We start from the raw sequence: 20,843 nt of genomic DNA, 5'->3' as shown, positions 1-20,843 counted from the left end.
TTAGGGGGTACGTTATGGCAAGGCCAGCAGCCCAAAATCAAGAAACCCGAGGCGCAAGCGAATTCAAGGAAAAAGTGGTTGCGATTAACCGGGTCGCCAAGGTCGTGAAAGGTGGACGGCGATTTAGCTTTAGCGCGTTGGTTGTGGTTGGCGATGAAAATGGTCGGGTTGGCGTCGGATTAGGTAAAGCTGCCGAAATTCCGGATGCCATTCGCAAGGGCGTCGAGGATGCCAAAAAATCAATGATTACCGTGCCGCGGTTGGGAAGCACAATTCCACACCAAGTCACTGGAGTATTTGGAGCAGGACGGGTGTTAATCAAACCCGCTGGACCGGGTACCGGAGTGATTGCCGGAGGACCTGTCCGTGCCGTGTTAGAAGCCGCTGGAGTGCGGGATGTGTTAACCAAGTCCTTAGGTACTTCAAATCCCAATAACGTGGTGGCGGCCGCGATGGATGCACTCAAGCAGTTGAAGAAGGCGGAGCGTGTAGCCAAATTACGTGGCCGTACTGTCCAAGAAGTTTTAAGGGGGGCGCACCATGGCTAGATTACGCATTACGTTGGTGAAGAGCCCTATCGGTTACGCCAAAGATCAAAAAGATACCGCGAGCCGGTTAGGTCTTCGCAAAATGTGGCGGACCGTCGAGTTTGATGATAACCCCTCTATTCGGGGGATGATTCACAAAATCCGTCATCTCGTGCGCGTGGAAGAAATTCCAGAGGGAGAGGAGGCCACTAAATGAGACTACATGAAATTCAGCCTGCCCCCGGCAGCCGTACAAAAAAGACACGGCGCGGACGAGGATTGGGATCCGGACTGGGTAAGACAGCGGGCCGCGGTCACAAAGGTCAGAAGGCACGGTCCGGAGGAAGCATTCGCCCCGGTTTTGAGGGAGGGCAGATGCCCTTACAGCGGCGCTTACCTAAGCGGGGCTTTGTCAATCCCTTTCGCGTTGAGTACGAAGTGGTGAATGTTGGAGATTTGAACCAATTCGAACCCAACACAGTGGTTACCATTGATCTGCTGAAAAATCGCCGGCTCGTACGCCGCAATTTACCCGTTAAGATTTTAGGGGAGGGAGAACTGGACCGTCCCTTGACTGTACAGGTGAATGCATTTTCCAAGTCGGCCAAGGAAAAGATCGAGGCGGTTTCTGGACGGGCCGAGGTGATTTGACGTGGCACAAAATATGATGAATGCGTTCCGGGCGTCAGACTTGAACAGGCGTATACTGTTTACCTTCTTGATGCTGGTCGTATTTCGTGTGGGCGCCCATGTGCCAATCCCGGGCGTCCACGCATCCGTCATTCAAAGCCTGTTTTTACACGGGGCGACCATTTTTGCTTTATTGAACCTGTTTTCGGGTGGAGCGACGGCCACGTTATCAATATTTGCCTTGAGTATCATTCCGTATATTAATGCCAGTATTATCATGCAATTGATGACGGTGGTTATTCCCACAGTGGAAGAATGGTCCAAGGAAGGCGAAGAGGGTCAGAAAAAAATGACGAAGGTCACCCGGTGGTTATCACTGGGACTCGGGGCCTTACAGTCTTTAGGCATTGCTTACTATTTGTACAATTACTCATCAAATGGTGAATTTGCCTATATTCATCACACCATCGCCAGTTTATTGCTGACGGCCTTGTTGCTGTTGACCGGGTCCACCATCTTGATGTGGGTGGGCGAAGAAATCACTGACAAGGGAATAGGAAACGGCATTTCCCTTTTGGTGTTTTTCGGGATAATCTCCCGGTTACCGTTTGGTGTCGAGCAACTGTACAAGTACATTCAAGCCGGGATTATTAGCTGGCCTAAGATCATTATCTTCTTAATCGTGGCCGTCATTATCATTGCGGCAGTGGTTTTTGTTAATGAGGGTCAGAGGAAAATTCCGGTGCAATATCCCAAACGTGTGGTGGGGCGCCGGATGTACCAGGGGCAAAATACGCATCTGCCTATCCGGGTCAACCAAGCAGGGGTCATTCCGGTTATTTTTGCGATTTCGCTGTTGATTCTTCCCTACACGATTGGGCAGTTCTTTAAGGGTGGTTGGGTGTCCGAACTAGAACGCTATTTTGGATTCACCTCACCCCTTTATATTGTGGCCGAGTTCGTGCTGGTTGTCGTGTTCACCTTCTTTTACACGCAAGTGGTGTTTAAAGTCGATGATGTTGCTGACAATCTTAAAAAAGGCGGAGGGTATATTCCTGGAATTCGTCCCGGCCGACCCACTGCAGAATATTTGGGGCGGGTAAGTACTCGCCTAACCTTAATCGGTGCGATTTTTCTAGGCATTGTGGCCATCTTGCCGAGTTTCGTTACCATGGGCATGGGAGTTAATGGTCTGTATTTTGGCGGAACTTCATTGTTGATTATTGTAGGAGTTGCGCTCGATACATTGAAGCAGATGCAAGCGCAGATGCTGATGAAACAATATCAGGGATTTATGAAATGAGGTGGTACCGGTGATCAACTTGGTCCTGTTAGGGGCACCTGGGGCGGGTAAAGGTACCCAGGCAAAGCGCCTGGCAGAATACTATTCGATTCCGCATATATCCACCGGGGACATTTTCAGGCGCAACTTAAGTGAAGGAACGCCACTCGGAAAACGAGCCCAGAGTTACATGTCAGAAGGTCGGCTGGTACCCGATGACATTACCGAAGCGATGGTGGACGACCGTTTGCAACAAGCTGACACGCACAATGGCTTCATCCTTGACGGGTTCCCGAGGAATGTTCACCAAGCCGATGCCTTGGCTGGGATGCTTGCCGAGCGACAATTAAGCCTCACCGCAGTCATTTACATTGACGTGCCTCATGACATATTAGTAGAGCGCCTCGTCGGACGACGGGTGTGCTCTACCTGCGGCACGACGTTCCATGTAATCTTTGATCCCCCTGCAGTGGAGGGTGTATGTGAGGTCTGTGGTGGGACGTTGGTACAGCGTCCGGACGACCAACCCGAAACCGTAGAAACGCGGCTTAACGTTTATATGGAAGAAACTGCGCCCCTGATCGATTTTTATCGTGAACGAGGATTGTTGGTGAAGATTGATGGAACCGAGCCGGTTGATGTGGTCACACAAAATATCATTATCCGGCTGGGGGCAGAGCATGATTGAACTCAAGAGTATGCGGGATAAAGAAAAGATGCGTAAGGCTGGTCTCGTGGTGGCCGAAGTCCTGCAGATCCTGAAAAAAGCTGTCCGTCCCGGCATTACCACCAAGGAACTCGATCACATCGCCGATTCGGAAATCCGAGCACGAGGTGCTGTGCCCATCTTCAAAGGTTACCATGGTTATCCTGCCAGTGTCTGTGTGTCAGTCAATCATGAAGTCGTTCACGGCATTCCCGGGGCGAGACGGTTAAAAGAACATGACCTCGTCAGTCTCGATTTAGGTGCGGTCATGGATTCATTTGTCGGAGACGCGGCCCTGTCGGTGTTTGTTGGTGAGCCACCGGATGACCGAGCGGCTTTGCTTCTTCGGGTGACGGAGGAATCCTTGTACGCGGGGATTCAAGCGGCACAGCCGGGCGGTCATTTAGGAGACATTTCTCATGCAGTTCAAGAGCATGTGGAACGGCATGGGTTCTCGGTTGTCCGCGATTATGTGGGACACGGTATTGGCCACCAGATGCATGAAGATCCTCAAGTTCCCAATTATGGACCCGCTGGCCGCGGGATTTTGCTCAAACCTGGCCTGGCTTTGGCTATCGAACCGATGGTCAACGCCGGTGCTTACGATGTCGATGTGTTAGATGACGGCTGGACCGTGGTTACCCGCGATGGATCATTATCCGCGCATTTTGAACACACGATTTTTATAACGGACCACGGTCCTGAAATATTGACTCGAATTGATTGACGAATTCCGTTATAATAGATCGGATGCATTCAACAGGTTTGTTTTCCAGTTTACTGGGAAACATAGGGCAATAGTGGTGCGGAGTCTAAAAAAGGAGGGAATGCTGTGGCAAAAGAAGACGCGATTGAGGTCGAGGGAACAGTCATTGAGCCATTGCCAAATGCGATGTTTCGTGTTGAGTTAGCGAATGGTCATAAGGTGCTGGCGCACATCTCGGGCAAGATTCGTATGCATTTTATCAAAATTTTGCCGGGGGATAAGGTCACGGTCCAGTTGTCGCCCTACGATCTGACTCGCGGACGAATCACCTATCGGTACAAGTGATGGAACCACGAAGGAGGTGCGGCGATGAAGGTACGAGCATCTGTGAAGCCCATTTGTGAAAAGTGCAAAGTGATTAAACGGCATGGCCGTGTGTTGGTCATCTGTGAAAATCCCAAGCACAAACAAGCACAAGGCTAAGTAATAAACAGAAGAGAGGAGCTTAAGGGTGGCACGTATTGCAGGAATTGATTTACCGCGTGATAAGCGGATAGAGGCTGCACTGCCGTATATCTATGGCATTGGGTGGTCGGCATCGCGAAAAATTCTCGCTAAGACACAAGTCGACCCCGATACGCGGGTTCGCGATTTAACGGAAGACGAGGTAGCCCGCATTCGGGAACTTGTTGACCGGGAATACCGTGTGGAAGGGGATCTGCGCCGGGAAATTCAGATGAACATCAAACGGCTAATCGACATTGGTACCTACCGCGGTCTTCGTCACCGCCGGGGATTACCAGTGCGAGGGCAACGAACTAAAACCAATGCCCGCACCCGTAAAGGCCCGCGTCGCACCGTCGGAGCGAAACGCAAGAAGTAACCGATAATTTTCTTAGGAGGGACCGCAAGGAAATATGGCAGGCAGTCGTCGTAGCACTAAAACCCGTCGCCGTGACAGGCGCCACGTGGATCGTGGAACGGCCCACATTCGGTCGACGTTTAATAATACTATTGTCACCATTACAGATACTCAAGGCAATGCCTTATCATGGGCATCATCAGGTCAAGCGGGCTTTAAGGGATCACGGAAAAGCACACCGTTTGCCGCTCAAATGGCCGCCGAAACCGCTGCTAAGGCCGCGATGGAATACGGTCTGAAAGAAGTTGAGGTTCTGGTTAAAGGACCGGGATCGGGACGTGAAGCAGCCATTCGAGCACTTCAAGCCGCCGGTCTTGAAGTTAGTATGATCAAAGATGTCACACCTATTCCTCATAATGGGTGCCGACCGCCAAAAAGGCGACGAGTATAAACAAGAAAGGAAGGAGGCGGCCATATGGCACGTTATACAGGACCAGTTTGCCGGTTGTGCCGGCGTGAAGGAGTTAAATTATATCTAAAAGGGGACAAGTGTTACACCGATAAATGTCCGGTGACACGACGCGCGTATCCCCCGGGGCAGCATGGCCAAGGACGCCGTAAACTTTCTGAGTACGGGGTACAGCTACGAGAAAAGCAAAAAGCTCGTAGGACCTATGGAATCATGGAGGGTCAGTTCTCACGGTACTTCGAGAAAGCTTCGGCGAAGAAAGGTGTCACTGGTGAGCTTTTGCTTCAGCTTTTAGAGCGTCGCTTGGATAATGTGGTGTATCGTATGGGGTTTGCGTCGTCACGAGCCGAAGCCCGTCAATTGGTACGTCACAATCACTTCGCCGTGAATGGTCGGCGGGTGAATATACCGTCATATTCGGTTAAACCCGGTGACGTCGTCGAAGTGCGCGAAGGAAGCCGCCAAAAACCCCGGTTTAAAGCGATGTTGGAGGCCCCGGCACGGACAGTACCAGCGTGGCTTGAAGTTGAACGGGAGCAATGGCGTGGAACCGTGGTAAGATTGCCAAACCGTGATGAGATTGATACACCCGTTCAGGAGCAGCTCATTATTGAGTACTACTCGCGTTAGTCAATAGGGATCTGAAAGGGGGGACGCCTGCCTTTGGCGGGCAGTGAAAATATGACCGAGGTTGAAAAACCAGAAATTCGACGGATTGACGATGGGTCGGATCCGAAATATGGAGCATTTACGGTCGAACCGCTTAACCGGGGTTATGGAATAACCCTCGGGAATTCACTGCGGCGGATATTGCTGTCCTCATTACCGGGGACCGCTGTGACGTCCGTGCGCATTGACGGGGTTCTGCATGAGTTTTCTGTGATTCCCGGTGTGCTTGAGGATACCGCAGACATCATATTGAACTTGAAACGTTTAGCGTTGCGATTGTGGTCTGACGAACCTCATATCCTTCGTATTGAAAAAGAAGGACCGGGAGAAGTGGTCGCAGGAGATATCATTGCGGACGCCGATGTAGACATTTTAGAACCCGATCAACACATCGCCTATGTCGATGAAGGGCACTCGTTACGAATGGAATTAACCATCGAACGTGGGCGCGGCTATGTTTCCGCTGAAAAGAACAAACGTGCCGATCAAGCCATTGGTGTCATTCCCGTCGACTCGATTTTTAGCCCAGTTACTAAGGTCAACTGGCGTGTCGAAGATACTCGTGTCGGTCACATTACTGACTACGACCGTCTTACCTTGGAAGTGTGGACGGATGGGTCCCTTAGCCCCGAAGAAGCCATCTCTCGTGGTGCTAAAATCCTTTCAGATCACTTACGCTTGTTTATCGAATTAACCGATACGGTTTCGGGTGTAGAAATTGGTGTTCAACGCGATGAGGATTCTCGAGATCGCCTGTTAGAAATGCCCATCGAAGAGCTCGATCTGTCGGTGCGATCGTTTAATTGTCTCAAACGTGCAGGGATTAACACGGTCGGAGAATTGACCAACAAGTCGGACGAAGACATGATGAAAGTGCGCAACTTGGGGAAGAAGTCTTTAGAAGAGGTTAAAGAAAAATTAGTGGCGTTAGGTTTAGGCCTGCGTCCATCTGATGAGTAAGTCTTATGGAGGAGACGGTTTATGCCAGGCATGCATCGGAAACTAGGGCGCATTGGTGGACACCGGCGGGCAATGCTCCGTAATTTGGTGACTTCTACTCTGCGCGAGGAACGGATTGAAACCACCGTAACGCGGGCCAAAGAAGTGAACCGCGTTGTTGAGCACATGATTACCTTAGCCAAACGGGGCGATTTGGCGGCCCGTCGTCAAGCGCTCGCGTATGTATTGGATGAAGATGTGGTGACCAAATTATTTACCACGATTGGCCCCCGCTACCAGGACCGCACCGGTGGTTATACCCGCATTATGCGCACGGGTTTTCGCCGGGGCGATGCGGCACCCATGGCAATTTTAGAATTGGTTTAACATCGATGGATGTCATATTTGACCACGTTGTGGTTCGATATGATACGCAAAAGAGCAACGCACTTGGCCCCGTGGACTTGACGGTTCGCGGGGGTGAGTGCGTTTTTATTTCGGGTCCGAATGGTGGCGGTAAAACTACCTTCGCGCGCGTAATGGCGGGTATTATTGCGCCGTTTCGTGGAACCTTGAGACTAGCGGACGGGACCCCGCGGGACAAATGGCCTCGTGATTATGTCGGATGGTTGCAACAAGAGCCAGAACATCAAGTGGTTGGAATAACCGTAGAAGATGATGTGGGGCTTAGTGCACTATGGCATGCGTCGACACACCAAGAAGCCCAGGAACGGACGAACCGGGCCTTAGAGGCAACACAATTGGAACGTCTTCGCCACCGTGCTGCGGAGACGTTGTCTGGTGGCGAATTGCACCGGGCTGCTGTCGCCGGGATATTGGCCCAAAATGCCCGAATTGTGGTGGCCGATGAACCCGAGACAATGCTCGACGGATGGGGAAAACAACAAATCTTTGATATCTTGCGCCACGTAAAACGCCGTGGGCTCACACTGTTTATTATTAGCCATGATGCCCAGTGGGCGCAGCTTGCAGATCGCTATCTTTGGATTGAGGACGGAACCGTACATGAAATGAACTACCAGGCGTTAGCGACCCGTCTGGCCGATGAGTGGAGAGGGTTTGTGGAAGAGATGAAGAGTTTGACAGGCCGCCAAGATCTGGATATGTGGGACATTAAAGAAGTGAGTCAATATTTATGGCGATCGTAGTCCATGATGTCATTCTTCCCTATTCACAACTGCGCATACCCTTGTGGTCTGCCCCAGAAAAAGGCTTATTCGCGGTGGTGGGCCCGAATGGTTCTGGAAAGAGCCAATTTTTTTCGCTCTTAATGGGCGCCTTAAAACCCCTAACCGGATCGGTGACGAGGAACACCGCACGCATCGGGTATGTCATGCAACATCCAGAGCATCAATTAACCGAGACCACAGTCAAAGAAGAAGTCCTGTGGCCCTTTAAACGCGTCACGCAACAAGACCCGACTTTTATGAGCAAACTCGATGCGGTCATCAAGCGCTGGGATCTCAAGCCTTTGTGGAATCAATCGCCGTGGACATTAAGTACAGGCCAGAAACGACGGGTGATTTTAGCCATATACGATCTGCTAGACCCCGATATTTTATTGTTAGACGAACCGACAGAAGGACTCGATGGATGGTGGAAGAATGAATTAACCTTGTGGCTTAAAAGCCAGGAGTTCGCTCGTTTGACCTTACTTATCAGTCATGATTGGCCGTGGATGTTGTCCTTTATTGCCAGCGGATTTTGGTGTGAGAACGTTTTAAAATCCCAACCGGACGACCTCGGTCAGTTATGGTATGCGCATTCTTTGCCCACCACGAATCCTTTGGAGCTGTTATGGCGCGATCTCCTGACACGTCATGCGCCCGTATCCCCACGCGCATGGATCAATTCTCAAAGGGCGCGAGAAGAGGTGGTCAGATTATGGCGATTGCAGCATCCTTAAATCCACTAGTCCTGCTGCAAGCACTATTACTCGGCGTTATCATCCTTTTTGCTACCCACCAACTTTGGCTGCTGGTCGTGGAGATCGTTCTGCTTACGGTAGGTTATTATGGTTTGCGAATTTCTTTGAGTTACCGTGAAAAATGGGGTCTTGTGGTAGGCGCCGTTTTGTGGGCTATCTTGGCTTTCATCAACAACCCTCATAGCTCATGGCCCTCTGCCTTTTGGGATGGTATACGGTTTGGTGCTGTCTTAAGCTTTAGTCTTGCAATACTGAAGTTACGTCCACCAGTCCACATCATCCATTATCTAGAACACGCATTGAAAAGATTTATCGGTCCGAAACCCCTTATTGGCCAAATGGCCTTAATGGCCTTACTGGTCATGCGCTATATACCCGAATTGCGACGGAGTGCTAAACGGGTGACAACAGACGTCCGCATGCGGCGACAGTTAGTCGGCGATAGAGGTCAGTGGAGGGATAGGTTGCGGTTTTTGACACCCCTGATTATGATCAGTATCTTACGGAGTGATTATATTGCGGAATCCATTTGGGCCAGGGGGTGGCGACCTCATCTTATTCCTCAAGTGGCACCATGGACGGTACGGGATACAATAATCAGTATGATAATCTGGGTTATTTTCTTAATAACGTGGAAAGTGTTGATCTAAGATGTATTTGCGGCTTTTTATCGCCTATGACGGGACAGATTTCGCGGGATTTCAAAAACAACCCAACCGGCGTACCGTGCAAGGCGAATTAGAACATCATTTGCAACACCTCTTAGGCCCGGGTACGGTTTACGGCGCTAGTCGAACCGACGCTGGGGTCCATGCCCGAGGGCAAGTTGTGGTGTGGACCGGAAGAGTTGCGGTACCCGTTGAAAAAATTGTTGCCGTGATGAATCGAAGACTGCCATCTGATTTGGTCATTCGGCACGTTGATTGGGTGCCCGATACATTTCGGCCTACCTATGATGCTCAAGCCAAATATTATAGTTACCGGATATGGCGGGGATCATCTGTCCCATGGCCCGGAACGGCCAGGTATGTCGCGATAATTGAACGTCCTTTATCGTGGGTAACCCTTAACCAGGCGGCGCGCTTAATCGTGGGACAGCATGATTTTTGGGCTTTTCGCTCAGAAGGGTCTTCAGCCCAAACGACCATACGGCACGTATTTTTAAGTAAATGGACGATGGAGGACGAGGGCAATATTTGGCGCTATGATATTGGTGCGGATGGATTCTTATACCATATGGTCCGCAGACTGGTTGGCGCTATGATTCTTTGTGCGGAACGGGGCGATATATCCTTGATTCAGCACGGCCTTGAACATCCGCGCAGTACAAAAGTCGGGTTTGTTGCGCCTGCCAAAGGCTTAATCTTAGAACGCATTGACTATGACAATACATGAGGATGAACAAGGAGGCGTCTTGTGTTTAGGCAGCTTATTTTAGGTGTGGGCAATAATTGGTTGGTCTCACAAGCTATGCAACAATACGGCATGCGCTTGGGAGCCAGTCGCTTTGTCGCAGGATCAGAATTGGATGACGCCATTAAAGTGGTCAAAGATTTGAACCGTGATGGAATTAGGGCCACTTTAGATCATCTAGGTGAATCCATAACCCGAGCCGAAGAGGCGATACAAGCGCGTGACAGTTATCTGCGAATGCTTGAGGTGATTCACCAAGAAGGCGTTCAGTCCCATGTTTCTCTCAAATTAACCATGATGGGACTAAATTTATCCGTAGACATGGCCCGGGAAAATCTCCGGCAAATTGTCGCCAAAGCCCATGATTATGGAAATTTTGTGCGTATCGACATGGAGGATTCCCGGTTTACGACGGATACACTTAATTTATTTCAAGAGATTTGGTCGGAATACCCCGCTAATGTTGGGGTCGTATTGCAAGCCTATCTCTATCGGACGATGGATGATTTGAAGACATTATCCGGTGTCGGTAGAAACTTACGAATTGTCAAAGGTGCATATATGGAACCGGTGTCGGTGGCCTTTCCGTCAAAGCCCGATGTCGACGACAATTATGTACGCCTGGTCGAATATAGTTTGTCTCATGGAAATTATACGGCTGTCGCCACACATGACGAGGTCATTATTGGCCATGTATTGCGATATGTAAAAGATCATCACATTGCTGCTGACCAGTTCGAATTCCAAATGCTTTATGGCGTCAAATATTCAGTGCTCCGCGATCTCGCACGCGAGGGCTATCAAACCCGGGTCTATGTCCCTTGGGGACGGGATTGGTATGCCTATTATCTCCGCCGTATTGCGGAAAGGCCGGCAAATCTTTTGTTCTTTGCACGAAATCTGGTGAAGCGGTAACCGGAAAAATTTCTAAAAATTCATTGGTAGTGCTAACTTGACTTTTTAAGTTGTTAGTACTAAGATTACAGATCGTTAATAGTCAACATCACGAATAATCAAGAAGGTGAAGGACTTGGCTGACCGGGATTACTATATCGAGAGACTTGACCATATTTTTTCTCGAATCGGTCGTCGTATGCGTCAGCGCATGTCTCAGGAAACACTCACATTGGGACAGTATTCTTTGCTGAAGTTGTTATTTGACTCTGAACCCATGACAGTCGGGGAGATAGCGGAGGAACTGGAATTATCCCTAGCGAGTGCGAGTGCTATGATTGACCGATTAGTGAACCAAAAACTGGTGATCCGGTCGCGGTCCGAACTGGACCGGCGTGTTGTTACGGTCCGGTTATCGCCGACGGGCAGAGCGCAGGTCGAAAATTTGCATCAACACCGGCGAGAATTTTTGCGTCAATTGTTTTTGCGGATGTCGGAAGAGGATTTAAAAACGTTGTTAGCGCTCATTGAACGTTTAGAAGATTCGTAAGACGAAGACAGGGTAGGACCGGTTGACGACACTGAATTCCCAACCTTCACGCGTGACCCCAAGCGGGATAGGGTTAAGCGGACTTTTATCCCTGCTCGCTCGGGGAAGACGGCCCATCACGCATTTTGGGGTAGGGATTAAGAATCAAAGGGAGACGAGTCTTATGGGACTATTGGTTGCAGGTCTTATAGAAGCCGTCGTGAGTGTGGCCATAGGCCTCTTTTTATTGATTGCAGAACCTTCTATCAGCGCGATATGGGGACTTAGTCTGATCGGACTCGGACTCACAACGGCCATTTTATCCGTATTGCTGGGTCGAAACCGGGCGCTAGAAATCGTGTCGGGAGAGAATAATGGGACTCCACCCACGTCGGCTGAGCACCATCACGATCCCAAAGAGCCAGCGCCTATGTCCTCGGTTCATTCGTTGCCCGAATATCGGCCTTCTACCGAGGGCGCATTAGTCCCTCTCGGCACCAGTCTTCCCGAGCGTATTGGGTATTTACGGGAGCAAGTTTCGCGTACACGTTGGCGTTATAAGGCCAAAGACATTCAAGCGCGGGCGGCGGAACTGGCCGATATCGTGATGAAAAACGCGGGAAATGACGAGGCTAGTGGACAAGGAGAGCGTCCCAGGCAAATACGCCGATTGCTGGAATTATCCATATTGGCCCAGGGCTACGAAGCGTGGAGTAATGGCGAGGACCCGGTCTTCCATATAGACCGCTATCGGACCGTTTTCAGTGAACACGACATGACCGAACGGTTAGCGGATTTAAACGCTGAAGCGGATCTTCTTTGGGAAGAAATGAGTCATGGCGTTCCCACCAAAAGCATCGAAGACGACGCATACCGGCAAACCATTGATGTGCGCATTAGACTGGAACGGATTACTTCGGTTGAGGAACGGCTCGAAGAGATTGAATTACTCCGCTTAGGATATGCCAGTTTGCTCAGCCAATGGGAGCATTCCGACGCCAAGACAACAGAAGGAAGGTGAGTCAATGCCGAGGTGGATTTTCGGAGTGGTGGCTCTCATGGGCGTACTCGTATTGGGTGCGATTGCCGGATTTGATGCTTATGATCAGGCCCATTATGTCGATTCATCCTATGCCTATGTGACAGCACCCTATGTATGGGTGCCGGCATCAAGCCTGGGGACCGTGTCCCACGTCTTCGTTCACACGGGAGAACACGTCACTCGTGGCACCTTGCTGGCCGAGGTAACGACCCCTAGTGGCAACACGCACGATCTCTATGCCCGTAAGGGGGGCATTGTGGGGTCAATTGCTGTAGCCAAAGGCGCTAGTGTTGACCCCAAAGAGGATTTAATGGCCATTGTCCAATTGCAGAACAGTCAAATTGTGGCGGATATTCCGGAATCCCGCGCTCGCAAGGTGGCCATTGGACAAGCGGTGGACGTTACCCTCAGTGCTTACCCAGGCACGACATTTACTGGTCGAGTGACTCATATCGGGTCTGCGACTTTAAGCACGTTGTCACCCTTACTGCAAGTTGGAACCTTTTCTAAAGAACGGCAGTGGATACCGGTTACGATTACTGTCAATCCTGGCAGCGATCAGTTCCTCGCCGGGGAAAATGCATCGGTGCGTATTCACATTTAACACGACGTCTCGCGAAAGACAAGAAAGAAGGGAGTCTATGGCCCAACAACAGGCATCAACCATCACCGACAAATGGGGCGTTGCCCTGGCCGTTCTCATTGCCGGAGGATTCATGGCCATATTGGATACCTCCATTGTCAATATTGCCATTCCCAAGCTGGAGAGTGTGTTTTCGGTCGATACCGCCCAGGTCCAGTGGGTTGTCACGATTTACATGTTGACCTTAGGAGTGGTTGTGCCCCTCGCCGGATATCTGGGAGAACGGTTTGGCTATCGCCGTATTTATATTTTGTCGCTCGTGATCTTTACCGTAGGTTCAGCCCTTTCAGGACTTTCATGGAGCCTATCGATTCTGACGGTGTTTCGTGTTTTACAGGCTCTCGGAGGCGGTTTAATTATGCCCATTACCATGTCCATGGTCTACCGAATGGTTCCACGGGAGAGCATCGGGACAGCTATGGGATTTTGGGGGCTCGGCATTATTGTTGCCCCGGCCATTGGTCCAACCTTGGGCGGCTGGTTAGTGGAGTACGTCGATTGGCGTCTTATCTTTTATATTAATGTTCCTATTGGGATTCTTGGTGCGTTTTTAGCGCTCGCCTATGTGCCTAAGTTTCCGTCCTCGAACACGGGCCCCTTTGATATGGTGGGATTTGTCTTGTCGGCAACCGGATTATTCGGGTTGTTATTAGCCTTATCAGAAGGTCAGACATGGGGCTGGAATTCGGAACCGATTGTTTTGCTTTTGGTGGCCTCAACGTTGTTCTTGGTCCTGTTTACCTTATGGGAACTTACGGTGAAGCATCCATTATTAAATTTGCGGGTTTTCGCCCATGGGTCGTTCGCGATGGCTAATTTACTGGTCATCATCATTACGGTCGCTATGTATTCCGGTGTTTTTTATGTTCCCTTGTTCTTACAGACGGTAGTTGGATATGGTGCTTTGAAAACGGGATTAATGATGATGCCCGCCGCGGCAGCATCAGCGATTATGATGCCTATATCCGGTAGGCTTTACGACAAAATCGGGGCGCGGCCGTTGGTCTTAGGCGGACTCTTGATTTTGACGTACACCACATTTTTATTGCACCGGTTGTCAACCACGACACCGGTCTCGGATGTGGTGTTGTGGTTGACCCTACGGGGAATCGGAATGGGCATGGCGATGATGCCAGCGACAACAGCCGGGATGTCCGCCGTGCCCACAGAGCTTGTCGGAACCGGCTCGGCGATTAACAACATCATGCAACGCGTGGCCGGGTCCTTTGGATTGGCATTTATGACGGCAGTGCTACAATCCCAGGCGACCTTGCATGCCACGACCATTGCCGCGTCTTATACCCCTACCTCTCAACCAGCCGTGCAATTTATGCATCAATTAACAGGATTTTTGGTCCAACACGGCATGGCCTTAGGTCAAAGTGTTTCGTTAACCACTACAGAGTTATATGACTTAATTCAACAGCAAGCGTTTGTCATGGGGATTGACGATATTTTCGTGCTTGGAGCAGGCATTACCCTTCTGGGCGCCTTTTTGTCCTTGTTTTTGAAAACGTATCGTCACCAACGTGCATCGAACCAGATGATCGTCGATTAATGGGATGACCCCAAATGCATGGGAACTTGAGATTGGCCTATTAAAGGTTATTAAAGGAGCGAAAATCGGTGAAGCAGAGTCGATTGATACTGATTAACATCTTAATCATTGTGGCGTTAATTTTGATTGGGGGAGTGGTGGCATACTACTGGACTCAGAATTATGATTACGTGTCCACCCAAGATGCCTCCATCTCGGCTCCCAGCATTCCTATTGCTGCTGTAACCCCGGGCACTATAGAAAACTTGTCGGTCAGTTTAGGGCAACATGTGACCCAAGGACAAGTGATTGGTCAAGAACTCACCACGGTGACGACCTCAGCATCTCAAACGGGAAAGGGAAAGAGTGCGACGTCATCACCCACTTCGACCACAGTGAATATTGTTGCCCCAGTGAACGGGGTCGTGGCCAATTTAGCGGTCCATGATGGGCAAATGGTTAGCGCCGGGACGCCGCTTGTTACTCTGGTCCAACTATCTCATGTCATGGTCATTGCCAACATCCCTGAAAGTAAAATTCGGAATGTGTCGGTGGGCCAAAGTGCCACCATTTACGTGGATGCACATCCGGGTGTTGCGTTCTCAGGGACCGTCGAAGCAATTCAACCGACAACTCAATCCTTCTTTTCTCTTATTCCGACCGCTGCGACGTCGGGCACGTACACAAAAGTGACACAACGCATTCCGGTCGAGCTATCCATTGATGCTGCCGGATACACATTGTTACCAGGAGAAAATGCTGAGGTTCGTATTACTGTGCATTAAACCGATCCTTTTACCGTCTATAATAAACGGTAAAAGGAGGCTCATAGGTGATGCGGGTATTCGTCACGGGTGGTACAGGATATGTGGGTCAGGCCGTGCAACAAGCCTTATTACGGCATCATCATGAAATCAGCGTCCTTGCCCGCCATCCGTCGAACCTGGCTTCTGGTGTTCAATTTGTGTCAGGGGATATTCGCCAGGTCGATCTCACGGCTGTAATGCAGGGAATCGACGTGGTCATTCACCTTGTGGGGATCATTGAGGAAAAACTTAGCCAGGGCATCACCTTTGATGTCATGCATTACCAAGTCACCAAGCGACTTGTGGACGCCATGAGACAAAATGGGGTGCCACGGCTCATTCATATGTCGGCACTGGGGACGCGAGAAAATGCCCGGAGTCGGTATCATCAGAGTAAGTGGAAAGCCGAACAATACATCCGGCAGCAGGGCGTGGATGCCATCATTTTGCGCCCGTCCTTGCTCTTTGGGGGAGGCGCTCCCTTTTTTCAAATGCTCAAGACACAGTGCCATTGGCCGGTGGTTCCTGTCCCTGGCAGTGGGGACACATTACTGCAGCCCGTAGCGCGTCACGATGTTGCTGAATTAATCGCCCGTCTGGTCGATTTGCCCCAATACGGAGGAGAAACTTGGGAAATTGGGGGACCCACAGTATTTACCTTGAATGATTTATATCGTCATGTGGCCAAAACTATAGGACGGGAGCATCTGCCCTTATTTCACGTGCCTCTGCCCCTATTATTTGCGGCAGCCCGTCTTGGGCAAAATCTTCCCGGTTTTCCCGTTACGGTAGATCAATTATTCATGTTAAATGAGCCCAATGTGACAGAGGATACCCGCTGGCATCAAATTATCGCCCATCCTACGCCCTTAGGCACAGATTTTTAACCAGGGCGATGGGCGATAATTCGCAAGGTTGATGCACTTTGAAGCATCCATTTCCCCTCAACAGCCATCAAGTCTTTAAGGGCGGACTGCCATTGATCTGGGCTCAGCAAGTGCTCTTTATAGAGCTCGGGCAATACCTGTTCGATGCGTTCTCGCTCGAATTGGTAACTCAAATCATGCGGATTTTGCGCGGAAAACTGTGCCAGGGGATGGATTTGCACTGCGTCGACGACTAATCCCGCCTGGTGAAGGTAAAAAGGCAGTTTCCGGCCCACTTCGCGGTCGCCACCGTGGCGTGCTTGTAAAGTCCGAAATGCGTTCATAACATGCTGCCAAGATGGGGGGAGAGACGGGTATTCAAGAATGAGACCATCATCGATGTCTTCGATAACCATAATGGCCGATGGTTTGAGTACGCGAAAGGCTTCGTGAGCGACACGCTGCGGTTCATTAAGGTGTTGAAAAAGAAAGCGAGCGGTAATCCCGTCTAATGACTGATCTGCAAAGGGAAGATGATAAACGTTTGCGTGGATAAATTCAACTGGAGCTTGGGTTCCATAGATGGCTTGGCTAAGAGTCCGGGCGTAATTGAGGACTGTGTCATCAATATCAACCCCTATAACCTGAACTCCTAGAGCCTGAGCCATTTCTATGGCCATCACACCGTAACCCGTTCCGAAATCGGCGATGGTTTGTCCAGATTTAAAAGGAAGGGTGGGAATGACTTGCCGTCTTGACACCGCTGTATAAATAGTTTGACGTAACAACCACTTTTCATTTCCCGGCATGTCGTTCAAAAGGTTCCAGCATAATGAATCAACCCAATCCACAAAGGAAAAACTCACTGGGGCACACCTCAAATTGTAAATTGGACACCTAGAGATCATCGTGAGGAAAAGATCACGACACATGGGGAAATGTTCCCGACGCCTTTCCTCAGAGAAAGAATTTTATGAAAAGACGGCTCTTTTGATAGGTACCCGCTGGCGTTAGCATAGCGTGTTTGCGAGCTTGGGGCAAAGATTAACGACTTAAATGGCGCGTAAACTTTGATGATCCAATAGATGGTCCAACTTGTAGTGGCCATAGTATTCTAGCCAGGAATGAAAGCGCTGGTGACAATAGGGGCAAGTCCTAAACGCACGATTGGGGAATAGCTCTTTGGCACGTTCTTCATCTTTGGGAGTGACCAATGCCCCATTAATGGCAATGGTGAGAAGGGCCGAGCCTTGTTGGTAGAGCATATCAGTATACCCGTGTGCATCGATGACACTGAGTTCCCAGTATACCTCTCCGCGGGAATCAAAAACCCGATACTGGGACAGCATCTGACCCCGAATCCACTCAACTTGCAAATGGTGATGCACCATTTCTGCTAAACTGGGACTGGTTAAAGTGGCATCTACCAGGGTGTTAATTAACTTCCGGAGATAATAGGTTTGTAGTGGTTTGCGCATAAGCTCTCGCTCCCTCCTTCACTACATCGGCGCCTATTACGATAATGCCCGTATTCATAAAGTCTAGAGCGGTTTAATGATGTGAATCTATCAGCATGATGTCTACGAAGATTTACCGTGAGAAGATATGAACACGAACCCTTCTACCAACTCATTGACAATGGTATTCACAAAACCAATAGGTTGATACCATAAAACATCGAGAATCATCAGCCGAAAAGTCCCCAAGGTCTTTGACGACAGTCTACCTATTTTTCGACTCCTATGCTAAAATGCTTAACGGTGTGCCAGTGGTAGAAATACCTCGATGTTTCGGATTTAAACGGTGGCGATAACGACTATTTGAGTGATAAATATATGATTAGTGTCCTTATTATACTGTAAACGATATTTTGTTTGCATAATAGTAAACTCGCAAAAAACTAGGATTTTTAAAGAAAAAACTTAAGATGATTCCCATTTCTATGGTGCCAATGATATGCAGAGGCACCAAATTTCTTGACATTCGATGTCCATGCTCGTAAAATACTAATGTTCGGTTGTCGGCAGCGTCGCCGGCACACAAGGTAGGAGGTAATTTCATGTCCACTTATATGGCCCGGTCCCAAGATGTTCAGCGTACGTGGTATGTGATTGATGCTGCTGGATTACCGCTGGGGCGTGTTGCTACCGCTGCAGCAACGATTCTCCGTGGCAAGCACAAGCCCACGTATACTCCTCATGTGGATACCGGTGATTACGTAATTATTGTTAATGCGGCCGATGTTGTATTGACGGGACGTAAACTCGATCAAAAAATTTACTTCCATCATTCGGGATATTTCGGCGGATTAAAACGTACGGTTTATCGTCAATTGATGAAGAAGAAGCCAACTTTTGCAGTGGAAAAGGCTATCCGGGGAATGTTGCCGCATAATCGGTTAGGACGCGCCATGTTTCGGAAACTAAAAGTATATCCGAATGCGGAACATCCACACAGTGCCCAGCAGCCGCAAGTATGGGAGGTTAAAATCTAATGGCAGTTGCACAATTTTGGGGAACGGGACGCCGCAAAAATGCCATTGCACGGGTGAGGCTGGTTCCTGGAACTGGACGTGTATTGATCAATGGACGTCCGTTTGAGGAATATTTTCCCCTTCGCACCTTGCAAACAATGGTCATGGCCCCATTAAATTCCGTGGATCTTCAGGGCCGTTTTGACGTATTAGTGCGTGTTGAAGGTGGCGGTGTATCCGGTCAAGCTGGTGCGGTACGTCATGGTATTGCGCGGGCATTGCTAGCGGTGGACAGCAACTTCCGTATTCCTTTAAAACAACGAGGCTTTTTAAAGCGGGACTCGCGAATGAAAGAGCGACGTAAATACGGACTCAAAAAGGCTCGTAAAGCTCCTCAATTCTCTAAACGGTAAAAAGCCCATTTGGGCTTTTTTATTTTTGCGGGCTAATTGGCAGTCGCCAATATAAAAATACAGCCTCCACGTGCTGAGGCTGTATTTTTGATGTCGGATCTAATTAACCGCGCCAACCACTTCAGGTGCTGAAATGACCGGAAGACGGGGCGTGAATTTCCGCGGTTCTGAAGAATCATAGGCCGGGTCGGTTAAGTGCTTCCATAATTGGTTCAACGCATTGGGGTCACCGAGGTGACTTTGCACAATGTAATATTCACATTCCAAATCGCGTTGCTTACTCACGGGGCTCATGGCAAGGGCTTGACTCAAATATTCTTTGGCTTGTTCGTAATCGGCATGAGCCACCGCTCGGCGGGCTAATGCTCGTAATGCAAAGATTTTCGTGTCTTCCCATGGCCACCCATCAGGTGCTGCCAATACGCGATGTGCGTATTGATCCAGCATTTTGTCTGAACCGGGAATACGCAGCAAGGATTCTAGGATGACAGCCTGCCCTTCTTGGAAATGGACGCGGTCAAATACACTCAAGGAAGCCTGTAACAATTCGCGAGCCCGGTCAACGCGTCCAATATCAATCAGGACTTGAGCAATGTCGGCCTGCAGAGCGGCACGTTCTTCAGCACCCCGAATTTGCGGGAGCAAACTCATAGCTTCATCAACTGCTTGCGATGCTTCTGTATTGTGCCCAAGACGCCACTCCGCTGCAGCAATGCGGCTGAGTAACTCGGCTCGCCGGCAAGGGCTGAGCTGCTTTTGCTCTAAGGCCATTCGGTATAATTCCAAAGACGAAATCCATTGCCGCTGGCTGTAGCAGAAATCGCCATAGTGTTGTGCCGCTTCTGCGCGAATATTGGGTCCATCCCGTGTATCAAGACGTTCAGCATACTCTAATGCCTGCTGGAAGGAATTCATCGCCTTGTGGAATGAGCCGTGGCGAGCAGCAGCCATCCCTAAGGTATTGGCGATTTCAATCGCTTGTACAGGATGGTCGTCTGGATGAATTAGACTCAGGCTTTCTTCTAGGTGCGCCAAGGCTGCTTCCAAATTACCTTGTGACATTTCTAGTTTACCCATGGTCGCTTTAATGCGCGCTAAAATATCTTCACGACCTGTACGTTCTGCCAAGGTTAACGCTTCTTGTAGTCCCAACATGCCATCTTCAAGCCGCCCGCTATTCCACAACGCCTGCGCTGCCTTTAATAGGACCTCAATGGTGCGCATATCGTCGCCGTTTTCCAAGAAGTAACCTAAGGGTTTACCCAACCGGCTGGCGATAATTTCTAACGCTTTGTGGGATGGATGGATACGGCCCAATTCAACCTGACTAACATAGCTTTTAGTCAGTTCATCTCCGGCAAGTTGCTCTTGGGTTAATCCGAGTTTTTTCCTCAGGTCGCGAATCTTGGTCCCTACCATCATACATCCCTCCTAGGCATTAATGTACCATAAGTAAACCAAATATACATCATTAGTCTTGTAAAAAATT

General features: G+C 49.7%; 29 protein-coding genes. 26 read left to right on the top strand and 3 right to left on the bottom strand.

Annotation, left to right across the window (positions count from 1 at the left end):
* Window positions 1-14: 14 nt before the first annotated feature.
* From rpsE to B8987_RS03925, 24 genes are all read left to right on the top strand, one after another.
* The gene (gene rpsE, locus B8987_RS04040) at window positions 15-548 is read left to right on the top strand and encodes a 30S ribosomal protein S5 (RefSeq protein ID WP_020376681.1); all 534 of its coding nucleotides are present in this window, start codon (window positions 15-17) and stop codon (window positions 546-548) included.
* Complete coding sequence (rpmD, locus tag B8987_RS04035; RefSeq protein WP_020376680.1) at window positions 541-744, top strand: 50S ribosomal protein L30; 204 nt, start codon at window positions 541-543, stop codon at window positions 742-744. The genes rpsE and rpmD overlap by 8 nt, the downstream gene beginning before the upstream one ends.
* Entirely contained in the window at window positions 741-1,178 is a 438-nt protein-coding gene (gene rplO / locus B8987_RS04030) for a 50S ribosomal protein L15 (RefSeq protein ID WP_028962704.1), read from the top strand. The genes rpmD and rplO overlap by 4 nt, the downstream gene beginning before the upstream one ends.
* Before the next feature lies 1 nt (window position 1,179).
* A complete protein-coding gene (gene secY / locus B8987_RS04025; protein WP_084660892.1) occupies window positions 1,180-2,460 on the top strand; it encodes a preprotein translocase subunit SecY in 1,281 nt (426 codons plus the stop codon).
* A 13-nt stretch (window positions 2,461-2,473) separates the two neighbouring features.
* A complete protein-coding gene (locus tag B8987_RS04020) occupies window positions 2,474-3,127 on the top strand; it encodes an adenylate kinase (protein WP_028962706.1) in 654 nt (217 codons plus the stop codon).
* Entirely contained in the window at window positions 3,120-3,872 is a 753-nt protein-coding gene (gene map / locus B8987_RS04015; protein ID WP_028962707.1) for a type I methionyl aminopeptidase, read from the top strand. Before B8987_RS04020 ends, map begins: the two co-directional genes overlap by 8 nt.
* Window positions 3,873-3,977: 105 nt before the next feature.
* Complete coding sequence (infA, locus tag B8987_RS04010; protein ID WP_020376675.1) at window positions 3,978-4,196, top strand: translation initiation factor IF-1; 219 nt, start codon at window positions 3,978-3,980, stop codon at window positions 4,194-4,196.
* Window positions 4,197-4,220: 24 nt separating this feature from the next.
* A complete protein-coding gene (rpmJ, locus tag B8987_RS04005) occupies window positions 4,221-4,334 on the top strand; it encodes a 50S ribosomal protein L36 (protein ID WP_020376674.1) in 114 nt (37 codons plus the stop codon).
* Between the two features lie 28 nt (window positions 4,335-4,362).
* Window positions 4,363-4,734, top strand: coding sequence for a 30S ribosomal protein S13 (rpsM, locus tag B8987_RS04000; RefSeq protein ID WP_020376673.1), 372 nt, complete (start codon window positions 4,363-4,365; stop codon window positions 4,732-4,734).
* 34 nt (window positions 4,735-4,768) lie between these two features.
* Window positions 4,769-5,164, top strand: coding sequence for a 30S ribosomal protein S11 (gene rpsK / locus B8987_RS03995; RefSeq protein WP_020376672.1), 396 nt, complete (start codon window positions 4,769-4,771; stop codon window positions 5,162-5,164).
* 24 nt (window positions 5,165-5,188) lie between these two features.
* A complete protein-coding gene (rpsD, locus tag B8987_RS03990) occupies window positions 5,189-5,812 on the top strand; it encodes a 30S ribosomal protein S4 (protein WP_028962708.1) in 624 nt (207 codons plus the stop codon).
* A 51-nt stretch (window positions 5,813-5,863) separates the two neighbouring features.
* The gene (locus tag B8987_RS03985) at window positions 5,864-6,811 is read left to right on the top strand and encodes a DNA-directed RNA polymerase subunit alpha (protein ID WP_026040838.1); all 948 of its coding nucleotides are present in this window, start codon (window positions 5,864-5,866) and stop codon (window positions 6,809-6,811) included.
* A 30-nt stretch (window positions 6,812-6,841) separates the two neighbouring features.
* Window positions 6,842-7,177, top strand: coding sequence for a 50S ribosomal protein L17 (rplQ, locus tag B8987_RS03980; RefSeq protein WP_242823820.1), 336 nt, complete (start codon window positions 6,842-6,844; stop codon window positions 7,175-7,177).
* 5 nt (window positions 7,178-7,182) lie between these two features.
* Window positions 7,183-7,959, top strand: a complete 777-nt coding sequence (locus tag B8987_RS03975; RefSeq protein WP_084660891.1) for an energy-coupling factor ABC transporter ATP-binding protein — start codon at window positions 7,183-7,185, stop codon at window positions 7,957-7,959.
* Complete coding sequence (locus tag B8987_RS03970; protein ID WP_084660890.1) at window positions 7,947-8,717, top strand: ATP-binding cassette domain-containing protein; 771 nt, start codon at window positions 7,947-7,949, stop codon at window positions 8,715-8,717. Before B8987_RS03975 ends, B8987_RS03970 begins: the two co-directional genes overlap by 13 nt.
* On the top strand, window positions 8,696-9,388 hold the full coding sequence (locus B8987_RS03965; RefSeq protein ID WP_084660889.1) for an energy-coupling factor transporter transmembrane component T family protein: 693 nt from the start codon (window positions 8,696-8,698) through the stop codon (window positions 9,386-9,388). Before B8987_RS03970 ends, B8987_RS03965 begins: the two co-directional genes overlap by 22 nt.
* 1 nt (window position 9,389) lies before the next feature.
* Window positions 9,390-10,133, top strand: a complete 744-nt coding sequence (truA, locus tag B8987_RS03960) for a tRNA pseudouridine(38-40) synthase TruA (RefSeq protein ID WP_084660888.1) — start codon at window positions 9,390-9,392, stop codon at window positions 10,131-10,133.
* A 21-nt stretch (window positions 10,134-10,154) separates the two neighbouring features.
* A complete protein-coding gene (locus B8987_RS03955; RefSeq protein ID WP_084660887.1) occupies window positions 10,155-11,066 on the top strand; it encodes a proline dehydrogenase family protein in 912 nt (303 codons plus the stop codon).
* A 115-nt stretch (window positions 11,067-11,181) separates the two neighbouring features.
* Window positions 11,182-11,595 carry a MarR family winged helix-turn-helix transcriptional regulator gene (locus tag B8987_RS03950; protein WP_076006941.1) on the top strand — a complete coding sequence of 138 codons (414 nt, stop codon included), beginning with the start codon at window positions 11,182-11,184 and terminating at the stop codon, window positions 11,593-11,595.
* Window positions 11,596-11,617: 22 nt separating this feature from the next.
* Window positions 11,618-12,595, top strand: a complete 978-nt coding sequence (locus B8987_RS03945) for a hypothetical protein (RefSeq protein WP_139793459.1) — start codon at window positions 11,618-11,620, stop codon at window positions 12,593-12,595.
* A gap of 4 nt (window positions 12,596-12,599) precedes the next feature.
* Complete coding sequence (locus tag B8987_RS03940; RefSeq protein WP_176213143.1) at window positions 12,600-13,220, top strand: biotin/lipoyl-containing protein; 621 nt, start codon at window positions 12,600-12,602, stop codon at window positions 13,218-13,220.
* A 37-nt stretch (window positions 13,221-13,257) separates the two neighbouring features.
* On the top strand, window positions 13,258-14,817 hold the full coding sequence (locus B8987_RS03935) for a DHA2 family efflux MFS transporter permease subunit (RefSeq protein WP_084660885.1): 1,560 nt from the start codon (window positions 13,258-13,260) through the stop codon (window positions 14,815-14,817).
* 68 nt (window positions 14,818-14,885) lie between these two features.
* Complete coding sequence (locus B8987_RS03930; protein WP_076006937.1) at window positions 14,886-15,581, top strand: biotin/lipoyl-containing protein; 696 nt, start codon at window positions 14,886-14,888, stop codon at window positions 15,579-15,581.
* A gap of 50 nt (window positions 15,582-15,631) precedes the next feature.
* Window positions 15,632-16,489: a complex I NDUFA9 subunit family protein gene (locus B8987_RS03925; protein ID WP_084660884.1), complete on the top strand. Its 858-nt coding sequence runs from the start codon at window positions 15,632-15,634 to the stop codon at window positions 16,487-16,489.
* On the opposite strand, the gene B8987_RS03920 is transcribed toward B8987_RS03925, so the two are convergent.
* Both B8987_RS03920 and B8987_RS03915 read right to left on the bottom strand, forming a co-directional pair.
* On the bottom strand, window positions 16,486-17,334 hold the full coding sequence (locus tag B8987_RS03920) for a methyltransferase domain-containing protein (RefSeq protein ID WP_176213142.1): 849 nt from the start codon (window positions 17,332-17,334) through the stop codon (window positions 16,486-16,488). The genes B8987_RS03925 and B8987_RS03920 overlap by 4 nt on opposite strands.
* Before the next feature lie 186 nt (window positions 17,335-17,520).
* Window positions 17,521-17,946 carry a hypothetical protein gene (locus B8987_RS03915; protein WP_028962720.1) on the bottom strand — a complete coding sequence of 142 codons (426 nt, stop codon included), beginning with the start codon at window positions 17,944-17,946 and terminating at the stop codon, window positions 17,521-17,523.
* A gap of 581 nt (window positions 17,947-18,527) precedes the next feature.
* Between B8987_RS03915 and rplM the strand changes: the two genes are divergently transcribed.
* On the top strand, window positions 18,528-18,962 hold the full coding sequence (gene rplM, locus B8987_RS03910) for a 50S ribosomal protein L13 (protein ID WP_028962721.1): 435 nt from the start codon (window positions 18,528-18,530) through the stop codon (window positions 18,960-18,962).
* A complete protein-coding gene (gene rpsI / locus B8987_RS03905; RefSeq protein WP_020376653.1) occupies window positions 18,962-19,354 on the top strand; it encodes a 30S ribosomal protein S9 in 393 nt (130 codons plus the stop codon). Before rplM ends, rpsI begins: the two co-directional genes overlap by 1 nt.
* Window positions 19,355-19,453: 99 nt before the next feature.
* Here the strand turns inward: rpsI and B8987_RS03900 are convergent, their stop codons facing one another.
* Entirely contained in the window at window positions 19,454-20,776 is a 1,323-nt protein-coding gene (locus tag B8987_RS03900) for a tetratricopeptide repeat protein (RefSeq protein WP_081700451.1), read from the bottom strand.
* Window positions 20,777-20,843: the final 67 nt, after the last annotated feature.

It is taken from the genome of Sulfobacillus thermosulfidooxidans DSM 9293 (genome assembly GCF_900176145.1).
GTDB classification, from domain to species: Bacteria; Bacillota; Sulfobacillia; order Sulfobacillales; family Sulfobacillaceae; genus Sulfobacillus; species Sulfobacillus thermosulfidooxidans.
Note: the sequence above shows the minus strand (reverse complement) of the source record. Positions and strands in the feature narration are given on the sequence as shown.

Excerpts from the sequence above, each read along its gene's own strand:
- rpsE (WP_020376681.1), top strand. The coding sequence starts at position 15 with ATGGCAAGGCCAGCAGCCCAAAATCAAGAAACCCGAGGCGCAAGCGAA.
- rpmD (WP_020376680.1), top strand. The coding sequence starts at position 541 with ATGGCTAGATTACGCATTACGTTGGTGAAGAGCCCTATCGGTTACGCC.
- rplO (WP_028962704.1), top strand. The coding sequence starts at position 741 with ATGAGACTACATGAAATTCAGCCTGCCCCCGGCAGCCGTACAAAAAAG.
- map (WP_028962707.1), top strand. The coding sequence starts at position 3,120 with ATGATTGAACTCAAGAGTATGCGGGATAAAGAAAAGATGCGTAAGGCT.
- rpmJ (WP_020376674.1), top strand. The coding sequence starts at position 4,221 with ATGAAGGTACGAGCATCTGTGAAGCCCATTTGTGAAAAGTGCAAAGTG.
- rpsK (WP_020376672.1), top strand. The coding sequence starts at position 4,769 with ATGGCAGGCAGTCGTCGTAGCACTAAAACCCGTCGCCGTGACAGGCGC.
- rpsD (WP_028962708.1), top strand. The coding sequence starts at position 5,189 with ATGGCACGTTATACAGGACCAGTTTGCCGGTTGTGCCGGCGTGAAGGA.
- B8987_RS03985 (WP_026040838.1), top strand. The coding sequence starts at position 5,864 with ATGACCGAGGTTGAAAAACCAGAAATTCGACGGATTGACGATGGGTCG.
- rplQ (WP_242823820.1), top strand. The coding sequence starts at position 6,842 with ATGCATCGGAAACTAGGGCGCATTGGTGGACACCGGCGGGCAATGCTC.
- B8987_RS03975 (WP_084660891.1), top strand. The coding sequence starts at position 7,183 with ATGGATGTCATATTTGACCACGTTGTGGTTCGATATGATACGCAAAAG.
- B8987_RS03970 (WP_084660890.1), top strand. The coding sequence starts at position 7,947 with ATGGCGATCGTAGTCCATGATGTCATTCTTCCCTATTCACAACTGCGC.
- B8987_RS03965 (WP_084660889.1), top strand. The coding sequence starts at position 8,696 with ATGGCGATTGCAGCATCCTTAAATCCACTAGTCCTGCTGCAAGCACTA.
- truA (WP_084660888.1), top strand. The coding sequence starts at position 9,390 with ATGTATTTGCGGCTTTTTATCGCCTATGACGGGACAGATTTCGCGGGA.
- B8987_RS03940 (WP_176213143.1), top strand. The coding sequence starts at position 12,600 with ATGCCGAGGTGGATTTTCGGAGTGGTGGCTCTCATGGGCGTACTCGTA.
- B8987_RS03935 (WP_084660885.1), top strand. The coding sequence starts at position 13,258 with ATGGCCCAACAACAGGCATCAACCATCACCGACAAATGGGGCGTTGCC.
- B8987_RS03925 (WP_084660884.1), top strand. The coding sequence starts at position 15,632 with ATGCGGGTATTCGTCACGGGTGGTACAGGATATGTGGGTCAGGCCGTG.
- B8987_RS03915 (WP_028962720.1), bottom strand. The coding sequence starts at position 17,946 with ATGCGCAAACCACTACAAACCTATTATCTCCGGAAGTTAATTAACACC.
- rplM (WP_028962721.1), top strand. The coding sequence starts at position 18,528 with ATGTCCACTTATATGGCCCGGTCCCAAGATGTTCAGCGTACGTGGTAT.
- rpsI (WP_020376653.1), top strand. The coding sequence starts at position 18,962 with ATGGCAGTTGCACAATTTTGGGGAACGGGACGCCGCAAAAATGCCATT.
- B8987_RS03900 (WP_081700451.1), bottom strand. The coding sequence starts at position 20,776 with ATGATGGTAGGGACCAAGATTCGCGACCTGAGGAAAAAACTCGGATTA.